Origin of the sequence: Bacteroides ovatus, from assembly GCF_001314995.1 — a bacterium.
Lineage (GTDB): Bacteria > Bacteroidota > Bacteroidia > Bacteroidales > Bacteroidaceae > Bacteroides > Bacteroides ovatus.
The window spans coordinates 1,778,738-1,803,059 of sequence record NZ_CP012938.1 but is presented as its reverse complement, the minus strand read 5'-3'; the positions used below and the strand labels follow the sequence as shown (position 1 = coordinate 1,803,059).

General features: G+C 42.4%; 18 protein-coding genes. 9 read left to right on the top strand and 9 right to left on the bottom strand.

Features of this window, described 5'->3' with window-relative positions; genetic code table 11:
- The first annotated feature begins 21 nt into the window (after window positions 1–21).
- The 4 genes from Bovatus_RS07350 to Bovatus_RS07335 all read left to right on the top strand — a co-directional run bounded on the left by Bovatus_RS07350 (window position 22) and on the right by Bovatus_RS07335 (window position 2,681).
- Window positions 22–729, top strand: coding sequence for an RNA ligase family protein (locus Bovatus_RS07350; RefSeq protein WP_004300543.1), 708 nt, complete (start codon window positions 22–24; stop codon window positions 727–729).
- Between the two features lie 2 nt (window positions 730–731).
- Window positions 732–1,841 (top strand): AAA family ATPase, encoded by a 1,110-nt coding sequence (locus Bovatus_RS07345; protein WP_004300540.1) that lies wholly within the window; start codon window positions 732–734, stop codon window positions 1,839–1,841.
- A 145-nt stretch (window positions 1,842–1,986) separates the two neighbouring features.
- Window positions 1,987–2,232 carry a hypothetical protein gene (locus Bovatus_RS07340; RefSeq protein ID WP_004300538.1) on the top strand — a complete coding sequence of 82 codons (246 nt, stop codon included), beginning with the start codon at window positions 1,987–1,989 and terminating at the stop codon, window positions 2,230–2,232.
- A complete protein-coding gene (locus tag Bovatus_RS07335) occupies window positions 2,232–2,681 on the top strand; it encodes a WG repeat-containing protein (protein ID WP_004300536.1) in 450 nt (149 codons plus the stop codon). The genes Bovatus_RS07340 and Bovatus_RS07335 overlap by 1 nt, the downstream gene beginning before the upstream one ends.
- A gap of 970 nt (window positions 2,682–3,651) precedes the next feature.
- Here Bovatus_RS07335 and Bovatus_RS07330 read toward each other — a convergent pair.
- The 3 genes from Bovatus_RS07330 to Bovatus_RS07320 form a co-directional block, all read right to left on the bottom strand.
- Window positions 3,652–5,151: an L-lactate permease gene (locus Bovatus_RS07330; protein ID WP_004300533.1), complete on the bottom strand. Its 1,500-nt coding sequence runs from the start codon at window positions 5,149–5,151 to the stop codon at window positions 3,652–3,654.
- Between the two features lie 92 nt (window positions 5,152–5,243).
- A complete protein-coding gene (locus Bovatus_RS07325; protein ID WP_004321329.1) occupies window positions 5,244–6,695 on the bottom strand; it encodes a DUF3868 domain-containing protein in 1,452 nt (483 codons plus the stop codon).
- Between the two features lie 24 nt (window positions 6,696–6,719).
- Window positions 6,720–7,307, bottom strand: a complete 588-nt coding sequence (locus tag Bovatus_RS07320; protein ID WP_004300526.1) for a DUF3575 domain-containing protein — start codon at window positions 7,305–7,307, stop codon at window positions 6,720–6,722.
- 250 nt (window positions 7,308–7,557) lie between these two features.
- Here Bovatus_RS07320 and Bovatus_RS07315 point away from each other — a divergent pair, with 250 nt between their 5' ends.
- The 4 genes from Bovatus_RS07315 to Bovatus_RS07300 all read left to right on the top strand — a co-directional run bounded on the left by Bovatus_RS07315 (window position 7,558) and on the right by Bovatus_RS07300 (window position 13,692).
- Window positions 7,558–9,102, top strand: coding sequence for an acyl-CoA carboxylase subunit beta (locus Bovatus_RS07315; protein WP_004300524.1), 1,545 nt, complete (start codon window positions 7,558–7,560; stop codon window positions 9,100–9,102).
- Window positions 9,103–9,180: 78 nt separating this feature from the next.
- On the top strand, window positions 9,181–10,692 hold the full coding sequence (accC, locus tag Bovatus_RS07310; RefSeq protein ID WP_004304129.1) for an acetyl-CoA carboxylase biotin carboxylase subunit: 1,512 nt from the start codon (window positions 9,181–9,183) through the stop codon (window positions 10,690–10,692).
- A 29-nt stretch (window positions 10,693–10,721) separates the two neighbouring features.
- Window positions 10,722–11,246, top strand: a complete 525-nt coding sequence (locus Bovatus_RS07305) for a biotin/lipoyl-containing protein (protein WP_004297139.1) — start codon at window positions 10,722–10,724, stop codon at window positions 11,244–11,246.
- A gap of 88 nt (window positions 11,247–11,334) precedes the next feature.
- Window positions 11,335–13,692, top strand: a complete 2,358-nt coding sequence (locus tag Bovatus_RS07300; RefSeq protein WP_004297137.1) for a hybrid sensor histidine kinase/response regulator — start codon at window positions 11,335–11,337, stop codon at window positions 13,690–13,692.
- 105 nt (window positions 13,693–13,797) lie between these two features.
- Here the strand turns inward: Bovatus_RS07300 and bioD are convergent, their stop codons facing one another.
- The 6 genes from bioD to Bovatus_RS07270 all read right to left on the bottom strand — a co-directional run bounded on the left by bioD (window position 13,798) and on the right by Bovatus_RS07270 (window position 21,026).
- The gene (gene bioD, locus Bovatus_RS07295) at window positions 13,798–14,451 is read right to left on the bottom strand and encodes a dethiobiotin synthase (protein ID WP_004297136.1); all 654 of its coding nucleotides are present in this window, start codon (window positions 14,449–14,451) and stop codon (window positions 13,798–13,800) included.
- A complete protein-coding gene (gene bioC / locus Bovatus_RS07290; RefSeq protein WP_004297135.1) occupies window positions 14,448–15,314 on the bottom strand; it encodes a malonyl-ACP O-methyltransferase BioC in 867 nt (288 codons plus the stop codon). Before bioC ends, bioD begins: the two co-directional genes overlap by 4 nt.
- A gap of 64 nt (window positions 15,315–15,378) precedes the next feature.
- On the bottom strand, window positions 15,379–16,041 hold the full coding sequence (locus Bovatus_RS07285) for a DUF452 family protein (RefSeq protein ID WP_004297134.1): 663 nt from the start codon (window positions 16,039–16,041) through the stop codon (window positions 15,379–15,381).
- The gene (locus Bovatus_RS07280; RefSeq protein WP_004297133.1) at window positions 16,038–17,192 is read right to left on the bottom strand and encodes an 8-amino-7-oxononanoate synthase; all 1,155 of its coding nucleotides are present in this window, start codon (window positions 17,190–17,192) and stop codon (window positions 16,038–16,040) included. The genes Bovatus_RS07285 and Bovatus_RS07280 overlap by 4 nt, the downstream gene beginning before the upstream one ends.
- Before the next feature lie 221 nt (window positions 17,193–17,413).
- Window positions 17,414–19,828, bottom strand: a complete 2,415-nt coding sequence (bioA, locus tag Bovatus_RS07275) for an adenosylmethionine--8-amino-7-oxononanoate transaminase (protein ID WP_004297131.1) — start codon at window positions 19,826–19,828, stop codon at window positions 17,414–17,416.
- Between the two features lie 88 nt (window positions 19,829–19,916).
- Entirely contained in the window at window positions 19,917–21,026 is a 1,110-nt protein-coding gene (locus tag Bovatus_RS07270) for a DUF4421 domain-containing protein (protein WP_004297129.1), read from the bottom strand.
- A gap of 157 nt (window positions 21,027–21,183) precedes the next feature.
- On the opposite strand from Bovatus_RS07270, the gene Bovatus_RS07265 reads away from it, so the two are divergent.
- Complete coding sequence (locus tag Bovatus_RS07265) at window positions 21,184–24,312, top strand: SusC/RagA family TonB-linked outer membrane protein (RefSeq protein ID WP_004297128.1); 3,129 nt, start codon at window positions 21,184–21,186, stop codon at window positions 24,310–24,312.
- Window positions 24,313–24,322 lie beyond the last annotated feature (10 nt).

Sequence of the window (24,322 nt, the reverse complement as noted above, 5' to 3'; positions counted from 1 at the left end):
TAATTAAAAAAAAAGAAAGAAATGATATCAGAGAAATATGGTCGCACTTATCACTATCCGTTCTCTCCCGGAACGACTAGTGACGACCGGATTAACCATACGTATTGGGAGGACATCCAACGGATTCGGACATTGGTGCATACCGAGAAGCTGGATGGAGAGAATAATTGTTTAAGTCAGTGGGGTGTTTTTGCCCGTTCGCATGCTGCTCCTACTACTTCACCTTGGACGAGGCAACTGCGTGAGCGTTGGGAATTGATAAAGAATGATTTGGGTGATATAGAAATCTTTGGAGAGAATCTATATGCCGTACATTCCATAGAATATCAGCGATTAGAAACGCATTTTTATGTTTTTGCAGTCCGCTGTATGGATCAGTGGCTGTCGTGGGAAGAAGTAAAGTTTTATGCAGCTTTATTCGACTTTCCTACTGTTCCGGAGTTGAAGATAGAGTCTGTTTCCGGTTTGACACCGGAACTATTAAAACAGGAAATCATCCGTATGTCACAAGAACCGGCTATCTTCGGCTCTTGTGAACCGTGGACGAAAGAGGTTTGTACCCGTGAGGGAGTAGTCAGCCGCAATGTCGGAGAATATCTGGTAAGCGAATTTGCACATAATGTATTTAAGTATGTGCGGAAAGGACATGTTAAAACAGACGAGCATTGGACACGTAACTGGAAGCGTGCCCCGCTTGTTTGGGAATTTAATAATGAAAAGGAGGAATAAAGATGAATTGGAAATTGATAGAAGATAAATCGTGGTGCTCACTCGAACAACAGTTCGAGTGGGTGCGCGAAATGAATACTGTTCAGCAGGATATTCGTTATCATGCCGAGGGCAGTGTAGCCGAACATACCCGTATGGTGTTGGAGGCATTGCAGCAGTCTTCCGCTTATCATTCTCTTTCTACTTTGGAGAAAGAACTTATTTGGACATCTGCCTTGTTGCATGATGTTGAAAAACGTTCAACTTCCGTGGATGAAGGAGAGAGGCGGGTATCTGCTAAAGGACATGCCAGAAAAGGAGAGTACACTGTCCGCACTATTTTATACCGGGATTGTCCTGCTCCATTCCATATCCGGGAACAGATTGCATCTTTAGTCCGGTACCATGGATTACCTGTTTGGCTGATGGAGAAGCCTGACTCTGTGAAGAAACTCTGTGAAGCTTCTTTACGGGTAGATACTTCATTGCTAAAGATGTTGGCCGATGCTGATATCAGAGGACGCATTTGTGAAGATAAGAATGAACTGCTGGAAGCACTGGAACTGTTTGAGATTTTCTGCCGTGAACAGGATTGTTGGAAGAAACCAAGAGAATTTGCCACTGATTATGCACGTTTTCATTACTTCCATACTGAAGACAGTTATATCGATTATGTCCCTCACGAACAGTTTAAATGTGAAGTGACGATGTTGTCAGGACTTCCGGGAATGGGGAAGGATTATTATATTCAATCTGCTGGCATAGATGTTCCGGTGGTGAGTTTGGACGTCATTCGTCGAAAACACAAATTGAGTCCTACGGATAAGTCTGCGAATGGATGGGTAGTGCAAACAGCGAAAGAGGAAGCCAGAACGTATCTCCGCAAAGGTCAGGACTTTGTTTGGAATGCTACTAACATAACTCGTCAGATGCGTGCCCAATTGATTGGTTTGTTTGTTGATTATGGTGCAAAAGTAAAGATAGTCTATCTGGAACAACCATACCACATTTGGCGTCAACAAAATAAAAGCAGGGAATATGCACTTCCTGAATCTGTTTTAGATAAAATGTTGGATAAACTGGAGGTTCCTCAACTGGCGGAAGCGCATGAAGTCGTATATCATGTGGTATAAGCGACGTGAAAAGTTGATAAAGGTGATTCTAGAGCCACTCATTTGATGATGAGAAATAGAATTGTTATTTGTTAGAAGAATTATTGTGTATCAGAATTATATCCGTTATATTTGAGAATATTATGATGGTTGTAATTCTGATATCATGGAACACATAGTTAAAACTTATATTTTACTTTTATTCTCTTTATTAGTATCTTCTATAGGATATGCACAAGAAGAGAACGATATCATATATATTCAGGAAGGGAAATGGGGCGTTATTTTGTGTGGTGAACGTGGTTATGCTTGGCTGGATAATAAAGGAGATACTATTTTCGGCTTTGGAAAATTACAGGAAATTTCAGCTGATGATGACTTTAATTTGGTCTTGGCTGAAAAAGCCTTGTAGTGAAGAGGCAGGATAAGGTGGGAGTGGTGATGAAGGATGGTGAGCAGCTAATTCCCTGCGAGTATGATTCGATTTCTTCATGGTGGGAATATGGGCCTTCCGCGCATTATGTTGTGAAAGATAAAAAAGTGGGAATTATTGATTATATCGGTAAAGTATTACTTCCTACAGAATATGATAGTTTGGATTATGTAACTAAAGATGTTGTAATAGTAACTAAGGATAGTAAATATGGAGCTGTTGATATAAATAATAGATTAGTGCTTCCTTTCGAATATGATGATATTAGATTTGATATTGAGGAATGGTGTGCTACAGGTTATGAGTATATTAGATATATTTATGTGCGTAAAGATAAGAGATATTATAAATATGATAGAGAAACACCTATTATGGAAGTGATGCTTCAGAAAAGTATAATAGATAAGATATTTAAAAATTATTTGTAGTTATATTTAACAGTTTCAAGGAAAGATGTGAGAGAGAATAAGTTGAAATCACCCTCACTACGCTAATGCTGTAGTAAAGGTGATTGCTTATTTCTGGCACTTTTCGTACGTTTTCTACCAAGAAGAACCGGTTTATATCAGTGCTTTACTGCTATTTTCTTCATCGGATCCTGCATTAAGTCGTTTCTGCAAATATTTTACATTCTCAAGATGTATATAGTTAACTAAGTACATCTGCTTAAACTGCCATGTGTTTTTTAGTAGTATTCACAATACTGTATGGATTTGAACTAATTCATAGTATAGGAGTTTGAACTAAACATTACATAATGAAAAAACTATCTATCATACTATCATTCATTTTAGTAATGTTTTAATTATCACTGTAATATCTATGCTAGATAGCTTTAAAAAAATGTATCTATCATACTTTTACCAGTAAAAACGGGTTACCTATCATCTACAAAATAGCCGTATAAATATCCTATAAGCATAAGACGGCTTGTTTTTGTCACAATGAAGCCATATAAATCCGAATATCGCAGCTCAAAAATCCCACTTAAACAGCGATAAATTTATAGCCCACAAGTGTGTGCTGCATAGCCCGCATATGTAGGCTGTATGGTTTACATGCGTGGGCTGTACGGCACACACTTGTGAACTATAGAAATACTGCCGCTCCTCATAGATAATTAAGCTGTCAAATACAGGTTATCACCCTATAAAGTGTGCATTCGTATGTCTTTAAATGGATTATCTCACCTAATGCTACACTAAAATAGATACAGTATAGGAATGATAGATGTTTTTTCCACTATGTATGACCGAATCCATACAGTTTCACTCATTTTCGCACTGTTTCATTCATTTCCGTGCAAAAACGAGCTAAATGTTTTAATATCTAATGGTTAAGCGGAAGTATTATCACGCTTTGTTAACAGTATTATTATCTTCTTCAATTTTAGGGTAATTAACTGAAAATATAAACAATAATTCCTGTAATCGCCACATATATTAAAGCATAAGGAATAGCTGCTTTCAGTATTTCACCTTCTTTTCCCTGTTGGTTTCCGGCAGAAGTAGCAATGGCAATACTTTGTGGAGAGATAATCTTACCCCCTGTAGCACCTACTGTATTTGCAGCAGACAGCCAATCCGGACTGACATGAATTTGCCCAGCCACACTTGCTTGCAACTTTCCGAAAAGGATGTTGGAAGATGTATCGCTTCCGGTGATAAACGTTCCCAAACAACCGATAACCGGAGCAAATAACGGGTATAAACTTCCGGTAGCCGTAGCCAGTGCTGTGGCAATCACGGCGATCATTCCGGAACTATCCATAATAGTAGATAACCCCACGAGGCAGATAACCGTAATGAATGTTTTCTTCAACTGCTTCACGGTATTCCAAAGAACGATGAACAGATCTTTTACTTTAGCCCCCTGAATCAATCCACCGATAAAAGTACCGATGAAAAGCAATACTCCGGCATGGGTCAGCCAGGAAATAGTATAATTAACGGTGGACGCATTGATAGGAAGGCTGATTCTCGTAATCCAGTTATTCTCTAATGTATGACGTAATCCCGGAAAGAGGGGACTGGTTAAGATAATCAGAAACAGAATCAGTAAATAAATGCTCCATGCATTTAATATATCTTTCGTTTTCAGATGGCTTTTTCGTGCTTTCTCTTCTTTGGATGCAGTAAGTTTTCCATAAATAACGATTACGATAATAGAAAGAATACTGCCGATTATGGCCGGAGATTCAGCACCCATATATTTTGCTGCCACATATTGGCTGGCTAAAGAGACTCCGCCTACCAATAAAGCCAGGAATATATTTTTCGGGAGCGACTTAAGTTTGGAATCAGTAAGGAAAAGTAGAACCAGCGGAATCAGGAACATTAAAACGGATAATTGCAATACGACATTCGTACTAAGATGCAATACGTCCAAATTCGTTTCTTTGGCCAATACTAATACCGGAGTTCCGATTGCTCCGAAAGCAGTGGCTACACTATTGGCAATCAGACTCACCGTTGCCGAAAAGATAGGCTTGAATCCTAGACTGATAAGAATTGCCGCCGGAATAGCTACTGCTGTTCCGAAGCCGGCCATAGCTTCCAATAGACCTCCAAATCCCCAAGTCAGTAATAACACCTGAATACTTTTATCGGTAGAAATAGATGCGAATTGCTGTTTGATAATCTCCATCTTTTCAGTTTTCAACAATACATTATAACTGAAAATAGCCATCAAAATAATGATTAAGATAGGAGAGACAGCTTTTAATGCTCCATATAAAAAGGAGTAAAACAGATTGTCTACCGAGAAAGCGAAGCCGAAAAGAGCAATCAGCATCGTCACAATCAGAGAAATGATACTACTTTTATCACCTGACATTTTAAAAAATGCCATCAGTATAATCAACAGTAACACTGGAATAACAGCAAGGATCAAGGTCATAATTATCAGATTTAAAAAGTGGAACGTCGTTTATTATTGATATAACAAACGAACGCCCCACTTTGGTCGGTTGAATAAATAGATTTTTCTGTTTATTTCATCTTCACACTTAAAATTTGTTGTAATTGTTTTAAGTTGGCAAGGGCAGCTTCGTTACCTAGCTTTGCTGCCTGCTCGAATGCGGCCATGGCACGGTTAATGTCTCCGTTAAGGAAATTGTAGACTCCGGTATTGTTGATGAACTCGGCAGTATTGTGATCGGCTTTCTCCATAAACTTCACTGCTGCATCCAAATCCTTTTGTGATAATGCGACGGCTCCTGCGTTCAGGTTAGCTACGGCGTCAGTAGGATACATGCGTACAGCAATATCGAATACATTAACAAAATCCTTGCTGCCTTTCGGATAACTGTTGGCCACCTGATACATTTCGTTCAGACTAAGATATTTCGGATTTTCCCGGATAATGATACGGCCTTGTTCAACATCGAAATTGACAACGGTATAGTCAATCTTGCAGTTCACTTTACGCAATCCCGGATAAATCTCTTTCAGCATACTACGGTAAGGAGCTCCGCCGCCTACACGCATGATTTCCTGTTTACGTTTGGCATCGTCAGTTGTATTTTTGATGATGTTCAGGAATGTTTCCTTCTCCTTCATCGAAGAAGATTGGAGTGCTTTTACCAATCCATCCCAGTTTTCTCCACCGAAAGTCACTTTATATAGTTTGGAAGGCACTTTTTCGTTCTTAACCAGATAATCCTTCAAAGCTTCCGCACGTTTTTTGGAAAGCTGTTCATTGAAGGTAAGAGGTCCTTCCGGCGAGGCGAAACCTTTGATACTGATACCTTTCACAGTCAGGTTCCGGTCATTCTGTATTTTGTCAAACATGGCATGGATATTCACCAATTCAGCATGATTGTTCATGAAGTCGGTAAGGATCACCGATTTGTTGACCGGAAAATCCAGATGAGCTTCATATTGTTCGCTACGGTTTTTGACCACTTCTACGGTTGGCTGAATATAGGCAATGATAGGAGACATGGCACTTAAACGTTTGGCTTCGGTAGATACATCATTGGTAATCAGTTCCTGTGCATTCATTTCCTGATAATTGCCGCATCCGCATAGATTCTCTACAAGTTGCAAACTGGCATTAGCCATCCAGGGTTTGTAAGGAATCACCTGCGTATAATTAAAAGTTTCCCTTTTATTATAAGGAACGATAATGGCGGTAGGTTCTTGCTTAGTGATTGCCAGACTGCGGATATATGCTTTTTCGCGTCTTTTACCATTGACGATGATTTCTTGCAAGGGTACATTATGCTGTCCGTCCGTCAGCAGGGGAATAAGGCTTAAACTTCGGGCGGAACCTATTGTCAGATTCTTCATGTCGAAGGTCATGCTGACATAGAGAGAGTTACCTTGTTGCCATAAAGATACGTTCGAGAGAGTGAGCGCATCGTTCAGGAATTTTTGTGCATGAGCCGGTAGGATGGCGGCTGCAAAAGCTATAAATAGATAAATAAGTTTTCTTTTCATCATTGTAAGTTTTAGAGAGTTCGATTATTTGATGACATAAATGAAACTAAGACCGATTTTGGTCGGACCGAAATAATTGCGGGTGTTATGTCCCAACTTTTCACCTCCGTCACCACGAGCATACTTGTCATATTCCAGACGGGCGTATCCCACTCCGATGGTAGCTTCCATACTCCATCGTTTGCTTATGATCCATTGATATCCGTAGGAAATACCGGCTCCGTACAGATTGCCGTCGTAACGGTCATGTCCCATTCCGAATATATTCAGATTGCTGACATTCATTTCTCCGTAATGTCCGTGCAAACCGAAGAAACTTCCGTTGAAACGTTCGCAGAGCCAATAGCGTAATTCCGGCTGAACGAGCCAATGTTTGATTTGACGGTCGTCACCAAACTTCCACGGATTGTAGTTACCGGATATGTCGAGAGTCAGTTTCTTTGCCAATCCCACTTCGATTCCTAAATTGGGCGTAGAAGTGGCCCAATAGAGAGCATTGGTCTTGATGGCAAATTTGGGTAGATAGGTTTCATTCCGTTGTACCTGTGCATGAATACTTGTACCGAACACGAGCAGGAAACCGGCTGCTAATAAGATTTTAATTGTTCTCATTTTGTTAGGGTATAGGTTTTATTAAAAATGATAAGCGATAAACAGAAAAGCGGGGAAGTTTGTTGTCGCAACCTGCAAAAAAAGCTCCCTAAATAAATGGATAAAGATGTTTTAAGGCATAAATGCTAACAATTTCCACGCATGATGCGTTCATTATATAAAAGTACCTTTGTGTAATCAATATGACAATGATTTCATTTATTACTGTTTATTTTTACACACACACATACAACTTTAATAATTACAGCCTATGAAAGAGCTTATTAGCAACCTGGAAGTACTGAACAGGAAAGCAGAAAAAGGCGGCGGAGACGCTCGCATTGAAAAACAACATTCTGTGGGCAAGCTGACCGCCCGTGAACGCATCGATTTATTATTGGAGAAAGGTTCGTTTATCGAACTGGATAAGTTGGTAACCCATCGGTGTACCGATTTCGGTATGGAAAAGCAGAAATTCGCCGGAGACGGGGTGGTGACGGGATATGGTATGATTGGCAAGCGCCTGGTTTATGTATTCGCACAGGATTTCACCGTATTTGGAGGAGCTCTTTCGGAAACGCACGCTAAGAAAATTTGTAAAGTGATGGACATGGCCATGCAGATGGGAGCACCCATCATCGGATTGAATGACTCGGGAGGTGCACGAATTCAGGAAGGAGTACGTTCTTTGGCCGGATATGCCGAGATATTCCTGCGCAATTCTATGGCATCCGGAGTGATTCCGCAGATTAGCGCAATCATGGGACCTTGTGCCGGTGGTGCTGTTTATTCTCCTGCATTGACCGATTTTATTTTGATGGTGAAAAACTCCGGTTATATGTTTATTACAGGACCGGATGTGGTGAGAAGCGTGACACAGGAAGAAGTGACAAAAGAAGAACTCGGTGGAGTAGGCGTGCACATGACAAAGTCCGGTGTAGCCCATCTTTCTGCGGAAAACGATATTGAGTGCATCAATTATATTCGTGAATTGATCTCCTATCTGCCGGGGAATAATATGGAAGAGCCTCCGTTTGTAGCGACCAGCGATTCGCCGACTCGCCTGACTCCGGAACTGGCAGATTTGATTCCGTCCAATCCGAATCAGCCGTATAATATAAAAGAGATGATAGAAGCGGTGGCTGATGATAATAGTTTCTTCGAGCTTCAGGCAGAATATGCTGCGAATATTGTGACGGGATATATCCGCCTGAATGGAAAAACGGTGGGAGTGGTGGCTAATCAGCCATTGGTGCTTGCTGGTACACTGGATATCAATGCGTCTATCAAAGCCGCCCGTTTTGTCCGCTTCTGTGATGCTTTCAATATCCCTTTACTGACACTGGTAGATGTTCCGGGATTCCTTCCGGGAATCGATCAGGAATATGGCGGAATTATCCGTAACGGGGCAAAATTACTTTATGCTTATTGTGAGGCTACGGTGCCGAAAGTGACGGTTATTACCCGCAAAGCATACGGTGGTGCTTACGATGTGATGAGTTCCAAGCATATCCGTGGAGATGTAAATCTTGCTTTCCCTACCGCCGAAATCGCGGTGATGGGACCGGATGGAGCTGTGAATATCCTTTTCCGTAAGGAAATAGATAAAGCCGAGAAACCCGAAGAGAAACGGAAAGAACTTCAGGATGATTATCGCGGAAAGTTTGCCAATCCTTACCGGGCGGCGGAACTGGGATATGTGGATGAAGTAATCGATCCGGCAGTAACCCGTTTGCGGTTGATTCGAAGTTTCGAGATGCTTGCCAACAAACGGCAGTCGAATCCTCCTAAGAAACATTCTAATCTACCGCTGTAAGCCTGTTTATGGATTAAATCCGTGCCTAAAATTATTAAATTGCTCTTTTAAGTTTTGACTTCTAAAAAGAAAAAGATTATGATAAAAAAAATATTAGTAGCCAACCGGGGTGAGATAGCGATGCGCATCTTTCGGACTTGTCGGGTGATGAATATCTCGACAGTGGCTGTTTATACCCATGTAGACCGCGGAGCTTTGCACGTGCGTTATGCGGAAGAAGCCTATTGCATCTCCGAATCGCCCGAAGATACCTCCTACCTAAAGCCGGAATTGATATTGTCCATTGCCAAAAAGACCGGAGCCGCTATTCATCCGGGATATGGTTTCCTGTCGGAGAATGCGGATTTTGCCCGCCGTTGCGAAGAAGAGGGAGTGATTTTTATCGGACCGAGTGCGGATATTATTTCCAAAATGGGAATCAAGACGGAGGCCCGTAAGATTATGCGGGAAGCAGGATTGCCTATTGTGCCCGGAACCGAAACACCGGTACAGGGCATTGATGAAGTGAAGAAGGTAGCTAATGAAGTTGGCTATCCCATTATGCTGAAAGCACTTGCGGGAGGTGGAGGAAAAGGTATGCGTCTGGTACGTACGGAAGAAGAGGTGGAAACTGCTCTCCGTTTGTCGCAATCCGAAGCAGGGACATCCTTTGGCAATGATGCGGTTTATATTGAAAAATATATTGAGAATCCGCATCATATCGAAGTTCAGATCATGGGAGATAAGTATGGAAATGTCGTTCATCTGTATGAACGTGAATGTTCCATTCAGCGTCGTAACCAAAAGGTGATAGAAGAAAGTCCTTCTCCTTTTGTGAAAGAGGAGACGAGAAAGAAGATGTTGAAGGTAGCCGTGGAAGCCTGTAAAAAAATAGGTTATTACAGTGCCGGGACATTGGAGTTTATGATGGATAAGGACCAGAACTTCTATTTTCTCGAGATGAATACCCGTTTGCAGGTAGAGCATCCTGTGACGGAGGAGTGCACAGGCGTTGACTTGGTACGGGATATGATAACTGTTGCTGCCGGAAATCCATTACCTTACAAACAGGATGATATTGAGTTTAGCGGAGCAGCGATCGAATGTCGTATTTACGCCGAAGATCCGGAGAATAACTTCATGCCCTCTCCCGGTGTGATTACTGTCCGTGAAGCTCCCGAGGGACGTAACCTGCGTCTTGACAGTGCCGCTTATGCCGGATTTGAAGTCTCTCTGCATTATGACCCGATGATTGCCAAGCTATGTTGTTGGGGGCGTACCCGTGCATCGGCCATTTCCAATATGGCACGTGCTTTGCGCGAGTATAAGATTCTGGGAATTAAGACAACGATTCCTTTCCATCAACGTGTATTGAAGAACGCAGCTTTCCTGAAAGGTGAATATGACACGACGTTTATTGATACACGCTTCGATAAGGAAGACCTGAAACGTCGTCAGAATACAGATCCGACAGTGGCTGTCATTGCTGCCGCAGTGCGACATTACGAGCGTGAGAAAGAAGCGGCTTCCCGTGCAACAACACTCCCGGTAGTAGGAGAATCACTCTGGAAGTATTATGGTAAATTGCAGATGACTGCTAATAATTATTGATTTGAGACTAATAAATAACGGAACAGATTATGGGTACAACATTAGCTACATATTACGCCAAGCTCCAGGATATGCCGGACAGTGAATATAAGGTGGAGATTCTGGAGGACGGACCAATCAAGAAGATTGCAGTCAATGGTAAGATATATGAGGTCGATTATAACATGGGTGGCGACTCTATCCATTCGATCATCATCGATCACCACTCGCATGGAGTGCAGATTTCTCCTTCTTCCAATAATTCATATACGATTATGAATAAAGGGGAGCTTTATCAGATTGAATTGCAGGGAGAAATGGAGAAGATACATAATGCCCGCACTGCTGCTGAATCCGTAGGGCGTCAGGTGGTACAGGCACCGATGCCGGGAGTTATCCTGAAGACGTATGTAAAGAAAGGAGATCTCGTGAAGCGGGGTGATCCGCTTTGTGTATTGGTGGCGATGAAAATGGAGAATGAGATACGTTCGGTGACGGATGGAGTTGTGAAAGAAGTATTCGTGGAAGATGGCATGAAGGTGGGATTGAACGACCGGATTATGGTAATTGAGTAATTCTTTGAAAAAAACGGGGTAAATACGTGCTTTTATTCAAAAAAATATTTACTTTTGGCAGATAAGTACGTATTTACACCGTTACATTATGAGTATCGAACAAAGCAAAGAAGCATTATTAGAACAGTTAGAAGCACTTAAAAAAGAAAACGAGCAGCTTAGAAAAGAACTTTCTACCCTTAGGGATGAGAAATATAACGATCGTCCTGTTAGTTTTAAAGAAAAATATGCTGTTAGAATACTAGACTCTCTTCCCGATATGCTGACTGTCTTCAATCAGAGTGAGGTAGGTATTGAAGTTGTTTCCAATGAGGAAACCAACCATGTAGGAATATCAAACAAGGATTTTAGAGGGATGCGTATGCAGGATATGGTTCCACCGGAAGCATATCAGAATATTCACTCCAATATGCGTCATGCTATCACCACCGGAACTGTTTCAACTGCACATCACGAACTGGATTTTAATGGTGAACGCCATTATTACGAGAACCGTATTTTTCCGTTGGATGAGGAATACGTGCTGATTATGTGTCGTGATATAACGGAACGAGTAGCTACCCAAAGGCAGTTGGAAGTTTTTAAAAGTGTGCTCGATAAGGTGAGTGACAGCATTCTTGCTGTGGCGGGAGATGGAACGCTGGTTTATGCGAATAAGCAATTTATAGAAGAATACGGTGTAACGCAAGAGTTGGGTACACAAAAAGTATATGATTTGCGTGTCTCTATGACCGACAGGGGGGCGTGGGAAAAAAGATTGCAGGAAATTCGTGATAACGATGGTAGCTTTGCTTATCGGGCGGCTTATATACCTTACGGGCATACGAAGGAGAGAGTACATCAGGTATCTGCTTTTCTGATTCGTGAAAATAATCAGGAACTCATTTGGTTCTTTACGCAGGATATTACTGATGTTATCAAGAAACGGGATGAACTCCGCGAACTGAATTTATTGTTGGATGGTATTTTAAATAATATTCCGGTCTATTTGTGTGTGAAGGACCCGGAAGATGATTTTAGATATTTGTATTGGAATAAGGCATTTGCCGATCATTCAGGTATTCCGGCGTCTAAAGCTATCGGGCATACGGATTATGAAATATTTCCGGTGCATGGAGATGCGGAGAAATTCCGTAAAGATGATTTAGAATTACTTCAGACTCATAAGCGCATTGATATGCAGGAAACTTATTTGTCCGCTAATGGAGAAGCGCGTATCGTGCAGACTTTGAAAGCACTTGTACCGATGGAGGGACGTAAACCGTTGCTGATTGGCATTTCATGGGATATTACTAATCTTCAGAATATTGAGCAGGAACTGATTAGGGCAAGGATTAAAGCGGAGCAATCCGACAGATTGAAAAGCGCTTTCCTTGCTAACATGAGCCATGAGATCCGGACTCCGCTGAATGCTATTGTAGGATTCTCCCAGTTATTGCCTTCTGCCGAAACTGCTGAAGAGAAAAAACTCTATTCGGATATAATCAATCAGAATTCGGATATTTTGTTGCAATTGATTAATGATATTCTGGATTTATCGAAGATAGAAGCCGGGACACTGGAATATATCAAACGTCCAATGAATCTGGGAGAGGTCTGCCGAACAATTTATACTGTTCATAAAGAACGTGTGAAAGAAGGGGTAACTCTTGTCTTTGATAATGAGGAGGAGGATTTGCTCATGGAGGGAGATCAGAACCGTATCATGCAGGTGATAACGAATTTCCTGACTAATGCAAGTAAGTTTACCTATGAAGGAGAGATCCGTTTTGGTTTTGGACGAATGGATAAAGATATTCGTGTGTATGTAAAGGATACAGGAATAGGGATAGAACCGGAAAAGGTAGATCATATCTTCGAGCGTTTTGTCAAACTGAACTCTTTTGCCCAAGGGACAGGATTAGGTCTGTCTATCTGTCGGATGATTATCGAAAAAATCGGTGGAGAAATAGGGGTGACTTCCGAACTGGGTAAAGGCTCCACATTCTATTTCACGATCCCTTATGAAGAAACCGGAGAGCATGGTAAATTCTTTAAAGAGTCGAAAGTGGTATCTAAAGGAAATACAGTCAATCGTGTACAACAGATTAAGAAGATTCTGGTAGCAGAAGATGTGGAGAGCAATTTTATCTTGCTGAAGAATCTGATTGGCAGGGAATATACATTGCTTTGGGCTAAAGACGGAGTGGAAGCTATCGAAATGTATAAGCAGTACCAACCGGACTTAATCCTGATGGATGTAAAAATGCCGCGTATGGATGGACTGGAAGCAACCCATATTATCCGCTCTTATTCTAAAGAAATTCCAATCATTGCTTTGACGGCTTATGCTTTTGAGGCGGATAAAGAATTGGCATTGGAGATGGGTTGTAATGACTTTGTGACCAAACCGATTTCGGAAAGAACATTGAGAAAGGCTTTAGATAAATATTCGACTACTGTTTAAAAAAAGGATTATGGCTATATGTATCCGGTGAAAGTTACTTATGATAGCCATAATCCACAAAAGAGTACGATTGTTGTTGAGTGAAAGTAGTCGGTGATTACTTTTCTATAGATTCTTTTTTATTTCCGGAACCAGTATAAACTTCGTTTCCGGAAAATACTTTTTCAGCCAGGTCCGGATAAATTCCATTGTATCATTCTGAATCGTCTTGTCTTCTACGGTAGGATATAAATTATATAATACGGTATCTAGTACAATGCCGCGTTTTTGTATTGCTTCGAGACTAAGCAGGGTATGATTGATACTCCCCAGTTTGCCCGAAGTAACAAAGATAAGCGGATATTTTTCTTGGACGATGTAGTCAATGGTTAAAAGTTCAGTTGTCAGGGGAACCATAAGGCCGCCTGCTCCTTCAAGTAAAACAGAGTCATACCGTTCACTCAATTCTTCGGTCGCACGTTTTATTTTATCAAAGTCGATGGGGCGGTTATCCAGCTGGGAAGCAAGATGCGGAGAGGCGGGATAAGAGAAAATCTCCGGCATGGTTAGTCCCTCTTGGTCTTCTTTGGTGAAAGGGATTCCCATGATTTGCCGATGTAGGTCAATATCTTCGGAATGACCTACATTTCCCGTTTGAATAAATTTCTGGGTGATGGTGCGATGCCCGTTCTTGTTCCATTCACGAGCTAGAAAGCCGGTGGCATAGCTTTTTCCGGCATCAGTGTCGATACCGCTTACGAAATATACATTCTGTTTCATACTTTTTTCTTTTTTGCGATGATATAAATAGGGTGATATGTTAAGGACACAGAAGTGCCCTGAGTAAATTCCTGCGTGTAACGTTCACAGAAGAGTTGCAAGTCACGACGAGTCCACTGTTGTTGGGGGAGATTGTTCTTAGAATTGTTCTTAGAATTAGTTCTTGAATTATTCTTTGAATTGTTGTCTGATGAACACAAATCGTTCTCTTGTTTTCCGGTAGGAGAGGATTGCGTTGATAAGCCATTGACTCCGGTTTGCTTCAAGTGATATAGTACTTTTATCGGGTCTTCGAACGAAAGCGGGATAAGCTCTTCTTCTGAATACAGTATGTCAAAATGGGGTGACAAAGCTACTTCGAGCTCTTCCCGTGAACGATAAGGAAGTCCGTTGCCGGTAAGTTCGCGTATTTCTTTCATGTTTTCTTTTCCAAAAGTGCTAAAAGCAAAATAACCCTGATTATTGAGTAGGGTATTACACCTTTCGAAAAAGTTTTCCGGTGATTCGAACCATTGCAAGGCGGAGCAGGAAGTTATCAATGTACTTTCGGTGGGGAAAGAGACTGTTTCGGCATCTCCCGGAAGAAAAGAAACCTGCTTCTTCATTAATAAGTCCTCACAGCAATATTTCATATCGGGGCAAAGGTCATTAAGTAATAACTCTTCCGGACGGAGGGCTTGGAGCAGCATACGGGAGTAAATACCGGTTCCGCAGCCAAATTCAATTACTTTCGAACAGGGAGAAGGTATGTGTTCTGTAAGCAAACGAATCATTTTACCTGCTATTTGCCGTTGCACGTTTGCTTCCTTTGGATAGGTAGTGATAGCTTTTGAAAAACGTTCTGCGATTAGTCGTTTATTCATAATCGATATTTATTTAATAGGCTGATATACTTGATAATCACTTTATTTTAAAATGATGGATGCATCAGTTCTCCGGCTGCATGAGTATCGTGTTAAAAAGCTCTTGTTGGTAATGTGCCGCTTCCACTTGTTCAAGAGAGTCCACTTGGTTTTCCCATGCCAAATATTGGTTATCCGGGAGGAAAATGCGGTCGCCTTTTCCTATGATAGCTTTTTGCCATTTAAAATCAGAGGGCGGCAATGATAAATATTGTTGTTGTATAGCGGCAAGTTCTTCTTTGAGTTCTTCCATCGGACGCTGGGGGGATATGGTTTGAAAAGTTTTATAGTCAGCTATTGAACCACACATTCTTCTTTGAAATTTTTGCAAGGTTTGTTCATTCAGCCCTTGAAGTGTGCCATCGAAAATAGAGTGAGCGATACCTTTGGTTTCGTGTATGGGGTAGAGGGTGCCGTTGATGGCGATACTTTGGGAGACAGGCAGATGTGGGTACTGCTTCATGATTTGCGAAGCTGCCCAGACTCCCATCGACCAGGCGATAAGTGTAATCTGGGAATAGGTTTCTAATAAGTCGGTATCAAATGCTAATGAACGGTAATCATAGCAAATCATCCAGTCCTTATCTGTAGGATGAATGGTCAGGAAAGGAGTTTCGTCCATCCCCCAACCGGCGAAGAAAAGCAATAGATGCTTCTGATTATTCTTTATGATAAAATGCTGCTTCATTCGTTTATCAATTTGATGAGTTGGTCAATTTCATGTTCAGTGATGTCCGCTGTCAGTGAAAAACGGATACGTGAAGTTCCGTCGGGTACGGTAGGCGGACGGACGGGCAATGCATAGAATCCTTTGCGCTGGAGTTCTTCTGCTTTCAATATGGTATCTTCACTGGCTCCTATAATCATAGGTACAATATGGCTCACCGATGGGCAATTATATCCTTTGGCTGTAAGGGCTACCTTTAGCTTTTCACTGATTTGTAGCAGGTGAGCCCTCTTATGTTGTAAAGCTGAAAGGCGTTCTAACATCCACGAAGTCCACTGGATATTGATAGGAGGAAGTGCGGTGGTGAATATAAACGTGCGCATTTTATTAATAAGATATTCCCGAATGAGTTGCCGACAGACAATATAGGCACCTGCCGAAGCAATGGCTTTTCCGAATGTTCCTACTAAAAAGTCTATATCGTTGATACAGTCCTGTTCTTCGGCACATCCTAATCCTTTTTTTCCTCGTACACCAAAAGCATGAGCCTCATCTACATAAAGAAGAACATTGGAATAACTCTTTTTGAGTTGAATGAGAGCGGGAAGATCAGCTTCATCGCCATCCATGCTGAAGATACTTTCGGTAACAATAATAAGCTGCTCATAAGCGTTATGATTTTCAGCAATCAGTCGTTGCAACTGGGAAATATCATTGTGACGATACCGAATACATTTAGCTGATGATAATTTAATTCCGTCTATCAGGCTTGCATGCACTAGCTTGTCGGCAAGAATCAGTGTGTGAGTATTGCAAATGGCAGGAAGTATTCCTGTATTGGCATGATAACCACTATTGAATATAAGTGCACTTTCCGTTCCGAACATCGTGGCTAGCTGTTGCTCCAACTTCTGATAGTCACTAAAATTGCCGGTCAGTAACCGGGAAGAGGAGGAAGTAGGCAGGAATGTTTCAGGGGTGAGTGTTTTTAAGAATTCCTTCCTCAATGAAATGTCATTGGACAGCCCGAGATAATCATTAGAAGATAGGTTCAACATTCGTTGTCCGTTCAGCAGAACATCTCGTCCTTCGTGAATAAGCGGTGGGAGAGAACGGTAGTTCTTTTTCTCTTTCAAGGTCTGGAGTTCCTGGTTTATATGTTCTAATGTCATGAATTATTGTTTTAAGTAATAAGTATTCGATATATGGATGGTTGAAAGCGTAATCAGTTGTCTATAAGATGTTTATTGTCTAAAGAAGTATCCCGAAAGTTTCTCACCGACCAAGGCATCCTTCCTCGGTGAGGAAAGGCCCGTTCCTCACCGAGGAACACCCTTTTGCTCACCGAGGAACAGATTCTTGGGTGAAAATCTGGTAATATTCTTCTTATCTGTCATCTTTTTTGAATAACTTTAAGTAAGCCGGAAGTCAGTTCGCTTAATTGTTCCGAAGTGATGATGAAAGGCGGCATCAGATATACCAGCTTGCCAAAGGGACGTACCCAGATTCTTTCTTCCACAAATCTTCGTTGCATATAGGCCATATTTACCGGACGTTTCATCTCAATGACTCCGATGGCTCCGAGTATTCGTACATCAGCCACTTCCGGAAATTCCCGTGCAGGAGCCAGTTCTTCTTTCAGTTGAGTTTCGATTCGCTTCACATTCTCTTGCCAACCGGATTCGAGCAGCAGGCGAACGGAAGCGCAAGCCACTGCACACGCAAGTGGATTCCCCATAAATGTAGGTCCGTGCATAAAAGCTCCCGGTGCGTGGTTAGAGATTGTATCTGCTATCCGGTTGCTGGTCAATACAGCAGAAAGTGTCATATATCCTCCGGTCAGTGCTTTACCGATACACATTATATCCGGTTCTACTCCGGCATGTTCCCAAGCAAAAAGTTTACCGGTTCGTCCGAATCCCGTTGCTATCTCATCGAAAATAAGAAGAATATCGTGCTTCCGGCAAAGCTTTTCTGCTTCACGTAGGTACTGCGGATGATAAAACCACATCCCGCCTGCTCCCTGTACCACCGGTTCTAGAATAAGCGCCGCCAACTCTTTTGAATGTTTTTCAATCATCTCTTGTAGAGGTAGTATATCTTTCGGATTCCATTCTCCGTCGAACCGGGAAGTGGGGGACGGGACAAAATAACGTACAGGCAATGCCGAACCGAAAAGACTGTGCATACCCGTCACCGGATCACATACAGACATGGCATTCCACGTATCACCGTGATAGCCGGAACGGATAGTCACGAAATTGTTCTTTTCCGGTTTTCCTGCTGCATACCAATATTGTACAGCCATTTTCAGTGCCACTTCTACGGCTACCGAACCGGAGTCAGCATAGAATATTTTCTGCATGGAGGAAGGAACCAAAGGCAATAACAATTTCCCCAGTTCAATGGCCGGATCATGCGTCAGTCCTCCGAACATGACATGAGACATTTTATCTAATTGTTCTTTTGCCGCCTGATTTAATACCGGATGATTATATCCATGCACTGCACACCACCAGGAAGACATTCCGTCAATGAGCGTTCGTCCGTCTTCGAGGGTAATGGTAGCGCCGTCTGCCCGTTTTACTTTGTAGACAGGAAGCGGATCGGTAGTCGAAGTATACGGATGCCAGATGTGCTCGCGATCAAATTGGGAATCGGCGAAATGATAGCCTTCTTCCTGAATCATCTTTTTGTCTTCCGATACTTTGGAGCCGAGTGTTGTCAATAGGTCGCCTACGATAGCCGAGTTAATTCCGATATATAATGCCTTGTGCATCGCTTCGGAAGAAAGTTGTGAACGTCCTCCGGCAAAACGCAGAAAAGCGGTCGGATTGATAAAACGAAAGAGTGCGATGGTTTTAAGTATTTCTTCTTCGCTTAGAGGCTGCTCGTTTTCCAGTGGAGTTCCCGGAATCGGACTAAGCAGGTTGATAGGTATGGATTGAACATTCAGTTCTGCCAATGTGAAAGCAAATTCAATCCGTTGTTCCATCGTTTCTCCCATGCCGATGATACCTCCGCAACAGATATCCATGCCTACACGACGGGCTGCATCGAGAGTAGCCAGTTTCTGTTCTTGCGTATGCGTAGAGCAGAGTTTGGAAAAATAAGACGGGGCAGTTTCCAGATTACAGTGATAACGGGTGATTCCCGCTTCATGCAGGGAACGCAATTCTTCTTCATTGAGCAGTCCCAGAGAAGCACAAAGTTGAATCGACGAATGTCGACGCATATAGTGGACTGTATCGCAAAGTTGGGTAATCTGTTTGGGAGATGGTTTTCGTCCGCTGGTAACGAGGGAGAATCGGTTGACGTCCTGGGCTTCGTTGTATTGGGCCTGTCGAAGACATTCTTCAGCGGGAAGGAGATCGTAAATCTCGGCTTTAGTCTGGTAGTGGGAGGATTGTGCACACCATTTGCAGTTTTCCGGACATCGGCCGGACTTGGCGTTGATGATGGAACACATGTCGAACTCGTGCGAAGCACGCGCGACGGTAATCTCATGCGCGGCGGCATAAAGCGCCTCGCTGTCAGCCATGTTGGCTAGCCAAGCAGCTTGGTCGGGTGATATGTCGATACCCGCCAACACTTGGTCTTTGATTTCCTGAAGTGTCATAAATGTATGATAAGGGATAGTTTGTGCAGCATTCTGCTTACGAAGAGCAACGTCTACTACATTGATATGCAGATGACCGATTTGGAATTCACGTCCCATACTTGCAAAGGCAGCATAGTTCTTTCTTCCCCAGTAGCGAAAGCGGGAAAGGAGCGTGCGTGTGGTCTGTATGTGGCGTTGTTGCTTCATTGATTTTTTTACTTTTGTTCGTTAGAACGTGGCAAATGTACAAAGATTCTTTGGATAAGCAAGTTGATGATTTCTAGTTTCTGTGGTATTATTTCTTTTTCCTGTATTCTTTGCGGGTGTTGAAGTTGAATCCGGCATATATTTGGAGAGTACCGAATCCATTGTCTACAGAGAAATTGTTGCGATGATAATTGTAGTTTTTCCCAACAAAAGAAGTACCTACATAATACTTTCCGGTGTTGTAGACAATCCCTGCACGAACCAGAAAATCCAGATTGAATTTACCGTACCATGCTTTTGCTTCATTTGTTTCTGCGTCCACATCGGAAGCTTTGTAGGCAATGGCAGGGGTGAGAGACAGGCATGCCAGACAGTTGCGGGCAAAGACCCAATTGTAGGCGTAGCCGAAACTGATATTGGCATTGGTGTATTTAATATTCTTGACTTTCATGGCAGGATTCATCGCCTCCTGGATAAACCCCGGAAGTGCTGTATAGTCGAAGTCGAGATGATGCTTTGAAATGGAAAAACCTGCAATAAATGTACCTGCATTGCGTCGTTGATTAGTGGACTGACTGAATGCGGCAGGATAGGAGAATTTACGGTTATTGAAGATATAATATAGATTCAGTCCTTTGATATCTACCTTTATTCCGCTGAAATCTTCGGAATAGTTAGAGGGGATATCGTCTGAAAATCCTCTGATTTTATGTATTTTGTAATCATTACCAGTGCGGCGATAGAAGATATCCACACCCAGTTTGGAACTGTATAGGCTAAGATCGAATTCTGTTCCTCTGTTCTTTCGGGTACCTTTTTTGAAAATATCGTTCACATCTACAGACCATCCCAGGAAAATCCATCGCCAGCCGAAATACAATCCTATCTTGTTGTGCGGGTTGGGAGAAAAACTAAGTTTCTGTGGCTGCGGCAATTCACTGGTGATAGAATAATACTCAAAGTTGCTGAAATGAGTAACCATCAGCGCATAGTTATAACGGTTGGGACTGATATAGAGCGTATCGAAATCACTGAAGTTCATAAACTTCTTGATCGCTCTTTTAAAAGCACTTGGCTTGGTGGTTGTTGTGGAATCTACTTCTGTACTATCGTTGCCTAAAGAGACTTTCTCTTCAGTCTGCGCCTGTAAGGACAGTGAAAATAACAGAAAAAGATATAGAATAACCCGTTTCCCCATGTGGTTCTTTGTTGGTATAGATATTTTTAGTTTCACGAATGTACTATCTTTCGTTGATTTATACTAGCAATCTTCTAAAAAATGTTTCGTTTCCTAAACAAAAAAGTTCAATGTACTGTTAGTTACAACAAGCAAATAAATCTTAAGCCACAAAATTATGAGAATCTATTTACGTTTATTAGTCGTGTCTCTTCTGCTTTTTGCAGGAAATATAGTATATGCGGAAGCACAGCAGGAGAAACGCGTGACAGGCACAGTGACTTCTGAAGGAGAACCTTTGCCTGGTGTCTCCGTACAATTGAAAGGAGCATCTTCCGGCACCATTACCGATATTGATGGAAAGTATTCGATTGAGATTCCTGCGACCGGCACTTTAGTGTTCCGTTTTGTAGGAATGAGAACGGTGGAACAACCGGTGAATAACCGGAGTGTGATTAATGTCACGTTGGAATCGGAAAGTAAGGAACTGGAAGAAGTAATGGTGGTAGCTTATGCTACCGCTAAAAAGTATAGTTTTACCGGAGCAGCTTCGACGATGAAAGCAGGTGAGATTGAAAAGTTACAGACTTCCAGCATATCACGTGTATTAGAGGGCACGGTATCCGGAGTACAGGCAAGTGCGGCAAGTGGGCAGCCAGGTACGGATGCGGAAATCCGTATTCGTGGTATCGGATCTATCAACGCTTCCAGCGCCCCGCTTTATGTAGTGGACGGTGTCCCGTTCGATGGTAGTGTGAACTCTATCAATCCGGATGACATATCTTCGATGACAGTATTGAAAGATGCGGCCTCTGCTGCTTTGTACGGTTCCCGTGGTGCGAATGGAGTGATTATTATCACCACCAAGCAGGGAGATCAAAATACCAAAGCAACGGTAAAGGTGAAAGCTTCCTTAGGAGGTTCCAACCGTGCCGTGCGTGATTATGATCGTGTCAGTACCGACCAATATTTTGAATTGTATTGGGAAGCACTTCGCAATCAGTACGCCAAGAGCGCGGATTATACTCCGGCAACTGCTGCGGCACAAGCATCCAAAGACCTGGTTACGAAATTGATGGGAGGTGGACCGAATCCATACGGTCCCCAATATGCGCAACCGGTCGGTACAGATGGAAAATTGGTGGCAGGTGCCCGTCCATTATGGAATTCAGACTGGAGTGACGCCATGGAACAACAAGCACTTCGCACAGAGTTGAATCTAAGTGTTTCCGGAGGCGGAAAAGCAAATCAGTATTTCTTTTCAGCCGGATACCTGAATGATAAAGGTATTGCGCTTGAATCCGGTTATCAGCGTTTCAATCTTCGTTCCAATATCACCAGCGAAATGACCTCCTGGTTGAAGGGAGGAGTCAATTTGAGTTTTGCACATTCTATGCAGAACTATCCGGTTTCTTCCGACTCTAAAACCAGTAACGTGATTACCGCAGGGCGTACCATGCCGGGATTTTATCCGATTTATGAAATGAATACCGACGGTAGTTACAAATTGGATGAGAATGGAGACCGCATTTATGACTTCGGCTCTTATCGTCCTTCCGGTTCGATGGCAAACTGGAATCTGCCGGCTACTTTGCCTTTAGACAAATCAGAACGAATGAAAGATGAAGTTTCCGGTCGTACTTTTCTGGAAGCTACGATTATTGAGGGATTGAAATTCAAGACTAGTTTTAACTTTGACTTGATTAATTATAATACGTTGGATTATACGAACCCCCAATTGGGCCCGGCTAAAGAAAACGGCGGCGGCGTCAGCCGAATGAATACCCGTACTTTCTCTTGGACATGGAATAATATTGCTACGTATGACAAGACAATCGGTGAACATCATTTTAATGTCCTTGCCGGTGTGGAAGCCTATTCTTACCGTTATGATGAACTGACAGCATCACGTTCCAAAATGGCACAGCCTGATATGCCGGAACTGGTAGTCGGTTCGCAGTTGACCGGAGGTTCGGGGTATCGCATCGATTATGCGTTGGTGGGTTATCTGACTCAAGCATTATACGACTATCAAAATAAATATTTCTTCTCGGCATCCTATCGTCGCGACGGTTCTTCACGTTTTGCGCCGGAGACCCGCTGGGGAAATTTCTGGTCGTTGGGTACTTCTTGGCGTATCGACCGGGAAGAGTTTATGGCAAGTACTTCCGACTGGTTGTCTGCCTTGACTCTGAAAATGAGCTATGGTGCGCAGGGAAATGACAACCTAGGTACTTATTATGCAAGTAAAGGACTTTATACTATTGTTTCCAATTTGGGAGAAAATGCGTTAGTGTCCGACCGTATGGCAACTCCGAATCTGAAATGGGAAACAAACCTCAACTTTAATGTAGGTATCGACTTCTCCCTGTTCAATAACCGTTTTTCCGGTTCGTTTGATTTCTTTACACGTCGTTCGAAAGACCTGCTTTATTCACGTCCGATAGCTCCTTCCCTGGGATACGGTTCTATTGACGAAAATGTAGGAGCCTTGAAGAATACAGGTATAGAAATGGTACTTAACGGAACGATTATCAATCAGAATGGTTGGGTATGGAAACTGGGTATGAACTTGACGCATTATAAGAATAAGGTGACAGACCTCCCATTGAAAGATATGCCGCGAAGTGGTGTGAACAAGTTGCAGGTAGGTCGTTCGGTGTATGATTTCTATATGATAGAGTGGGCGGGGATAGATCCTGAAAACGGAGATCCGCTGTGGTATAAGGATGAGGTGGATGCAAATAAGAATCCGACCGGAAAACGTGTCACAACAAATGATTATGGTTCGGCTGACTATTATTATGTTGACAAATCGTCTCTTCCGAAGGTGTATGGCGGATTCAATACGTCTCTTTCTTGGAAAGGATTCGATCTTTCGGCTATCTTTGCTTACAGTATCGGCGGATATATCTACAATCGTGATGTTACAATGATTCTGCACAATGGAAGTTTGGAAGGTCGCGACTGGTCGACGGAGATTCTAAGAAGATGGACTCCCGACAATCGCTATACCGATGTCCCTGCTTTGAGTACTACCTCTAATAACTGGAACTCGGCTTCCACTCGCTTCTTGCAGAATAATTCGTATATGCGATTGAAAAACCTGACACTTTCCTATAACTTACCCAAACAATGGATTAGTAAGTTGTCATTGAGCAGTGTGCAGGTATATGTACAAGGAGATAATCTGTTTACCATTCACCGGAATCAGGGACTAGACCCTGAACAGGGAATTACCGGTATCACTTATTACCGTTATCCGGCTATGCGAACCATCTCCGGAGGTATCAATGTTTCTTTCTAAATTCAGACTA

Coding starts and splice junctions, on each gene's coding strand:
- Bovatus_RS07315 (WP_004300524.1), top strand. CDS start 7,558: ATGAAAGAGCTTATTAGCAACCTGGAAGTACTGAACAGGAAAGCAGAA.
- Bovatus_RS07340 (WP_004300538.1), top strand. CDS start 1,987: ATGGAACACATAGTTAAAACTTATATTTTACTTTTATTCTCTTTATTA.
- Bovatus_RS07325 (WP_004321329.1), bottom strand. CDS start 6,695: ATGAAAAGAAAACTTATTTATCTATTTATAGCTTTTGCAGCCGCCATC.
- bioD (WP_004297136.1), bottom strand. CDS start 14,451: ATGAAACAGAATGTATATTTCGTAAGCGGTATCGACACTGATGCCGGA.
- Bovatus_RS07305 (WP_004297139.1), top strand. CDS start 10,722: ATGGGTACAACATTAGCTACATATTACGCCAAGCTCCAGGATATGCCG.
- bioA (WP_004297131.1), bottom strand. CDS start 19,828: ATGAAGCAACAACGCCACATACAGACCACACGCACGCTCCTTTCCCGC.
- Bovatus_RS07345 (WP_004300540.1), top strand. CDS start 732: ATGAATTGGAAATTGATAGAAGATAAATCGTGGTGCTCACTCGAACAA.
- bioC (WP_004297135.1), bottom strand. CDS start 15,314: ATGAATAAACGACTAATCGCAGAACGTTTTTCAAAAGCTATCACTACC.
- Bovatus_RS07285 (WP_004297134.1), bottom strand. CDS start 16,041: ATGAAGCAGCATTTTATCATAAAGAATAATCAGAAGCATCTATTGCTT.
- Bovatus_RS07300 (WP_004297137.1), top strand. CDS start 11,335: ATGAGTATCGAACAAAGCAAAGAAGCATTATTAGAACAGTTAGAAGCA.
- Bovatus_RS07350 (WP_004300543.1), top strand. CDS start 22: ATGATATCAGAGAAATATGGTCGCACTTATCACTATCCGTTCTCTCCC.
- Bovatus_RS07320 (WP_004300526.1), bottom strand. CDS start 7,307: ATGAGAACAATTAAAATCTTATTAGCAGCCGGTTTCCTGCTCGTGTTC.
- Bovatus_RS07280 (WP_004297133.1), bottom strand. CDS start 17,192: ATGACATTAGAACATATAAACCAGGAACTCCAGACCTTGAAAGAGAAA.
- Bovatus_RS07270 (WP_004297129.1), bottom strand. CDS start 21,026: ATGGGGAAACGGGTTATTCTATATCTTTTTCTGTTATTTTCACTGTCC.
- Bovatus_RS07265 (WP_004297128.1), top strand. CDS start 21,184: ATGAGAATCTATTTACGTTTATTAGTCGTGTCTCTTCTGCTTTTTGCA.
- Bovatus_RS07330 (WP_004300533.1), bottom strand. CDS start 5,151: ATGACCTTGATCCTTGCTGTTATTCCAGTGTTACTGTTGATTATACTG.
- accC (WP_004304129.1), top strand. CDS start 9,181: ATGATAAAAAAAATATTAGTAGCCAACCGGGGTGAGATAGCGATGCGC.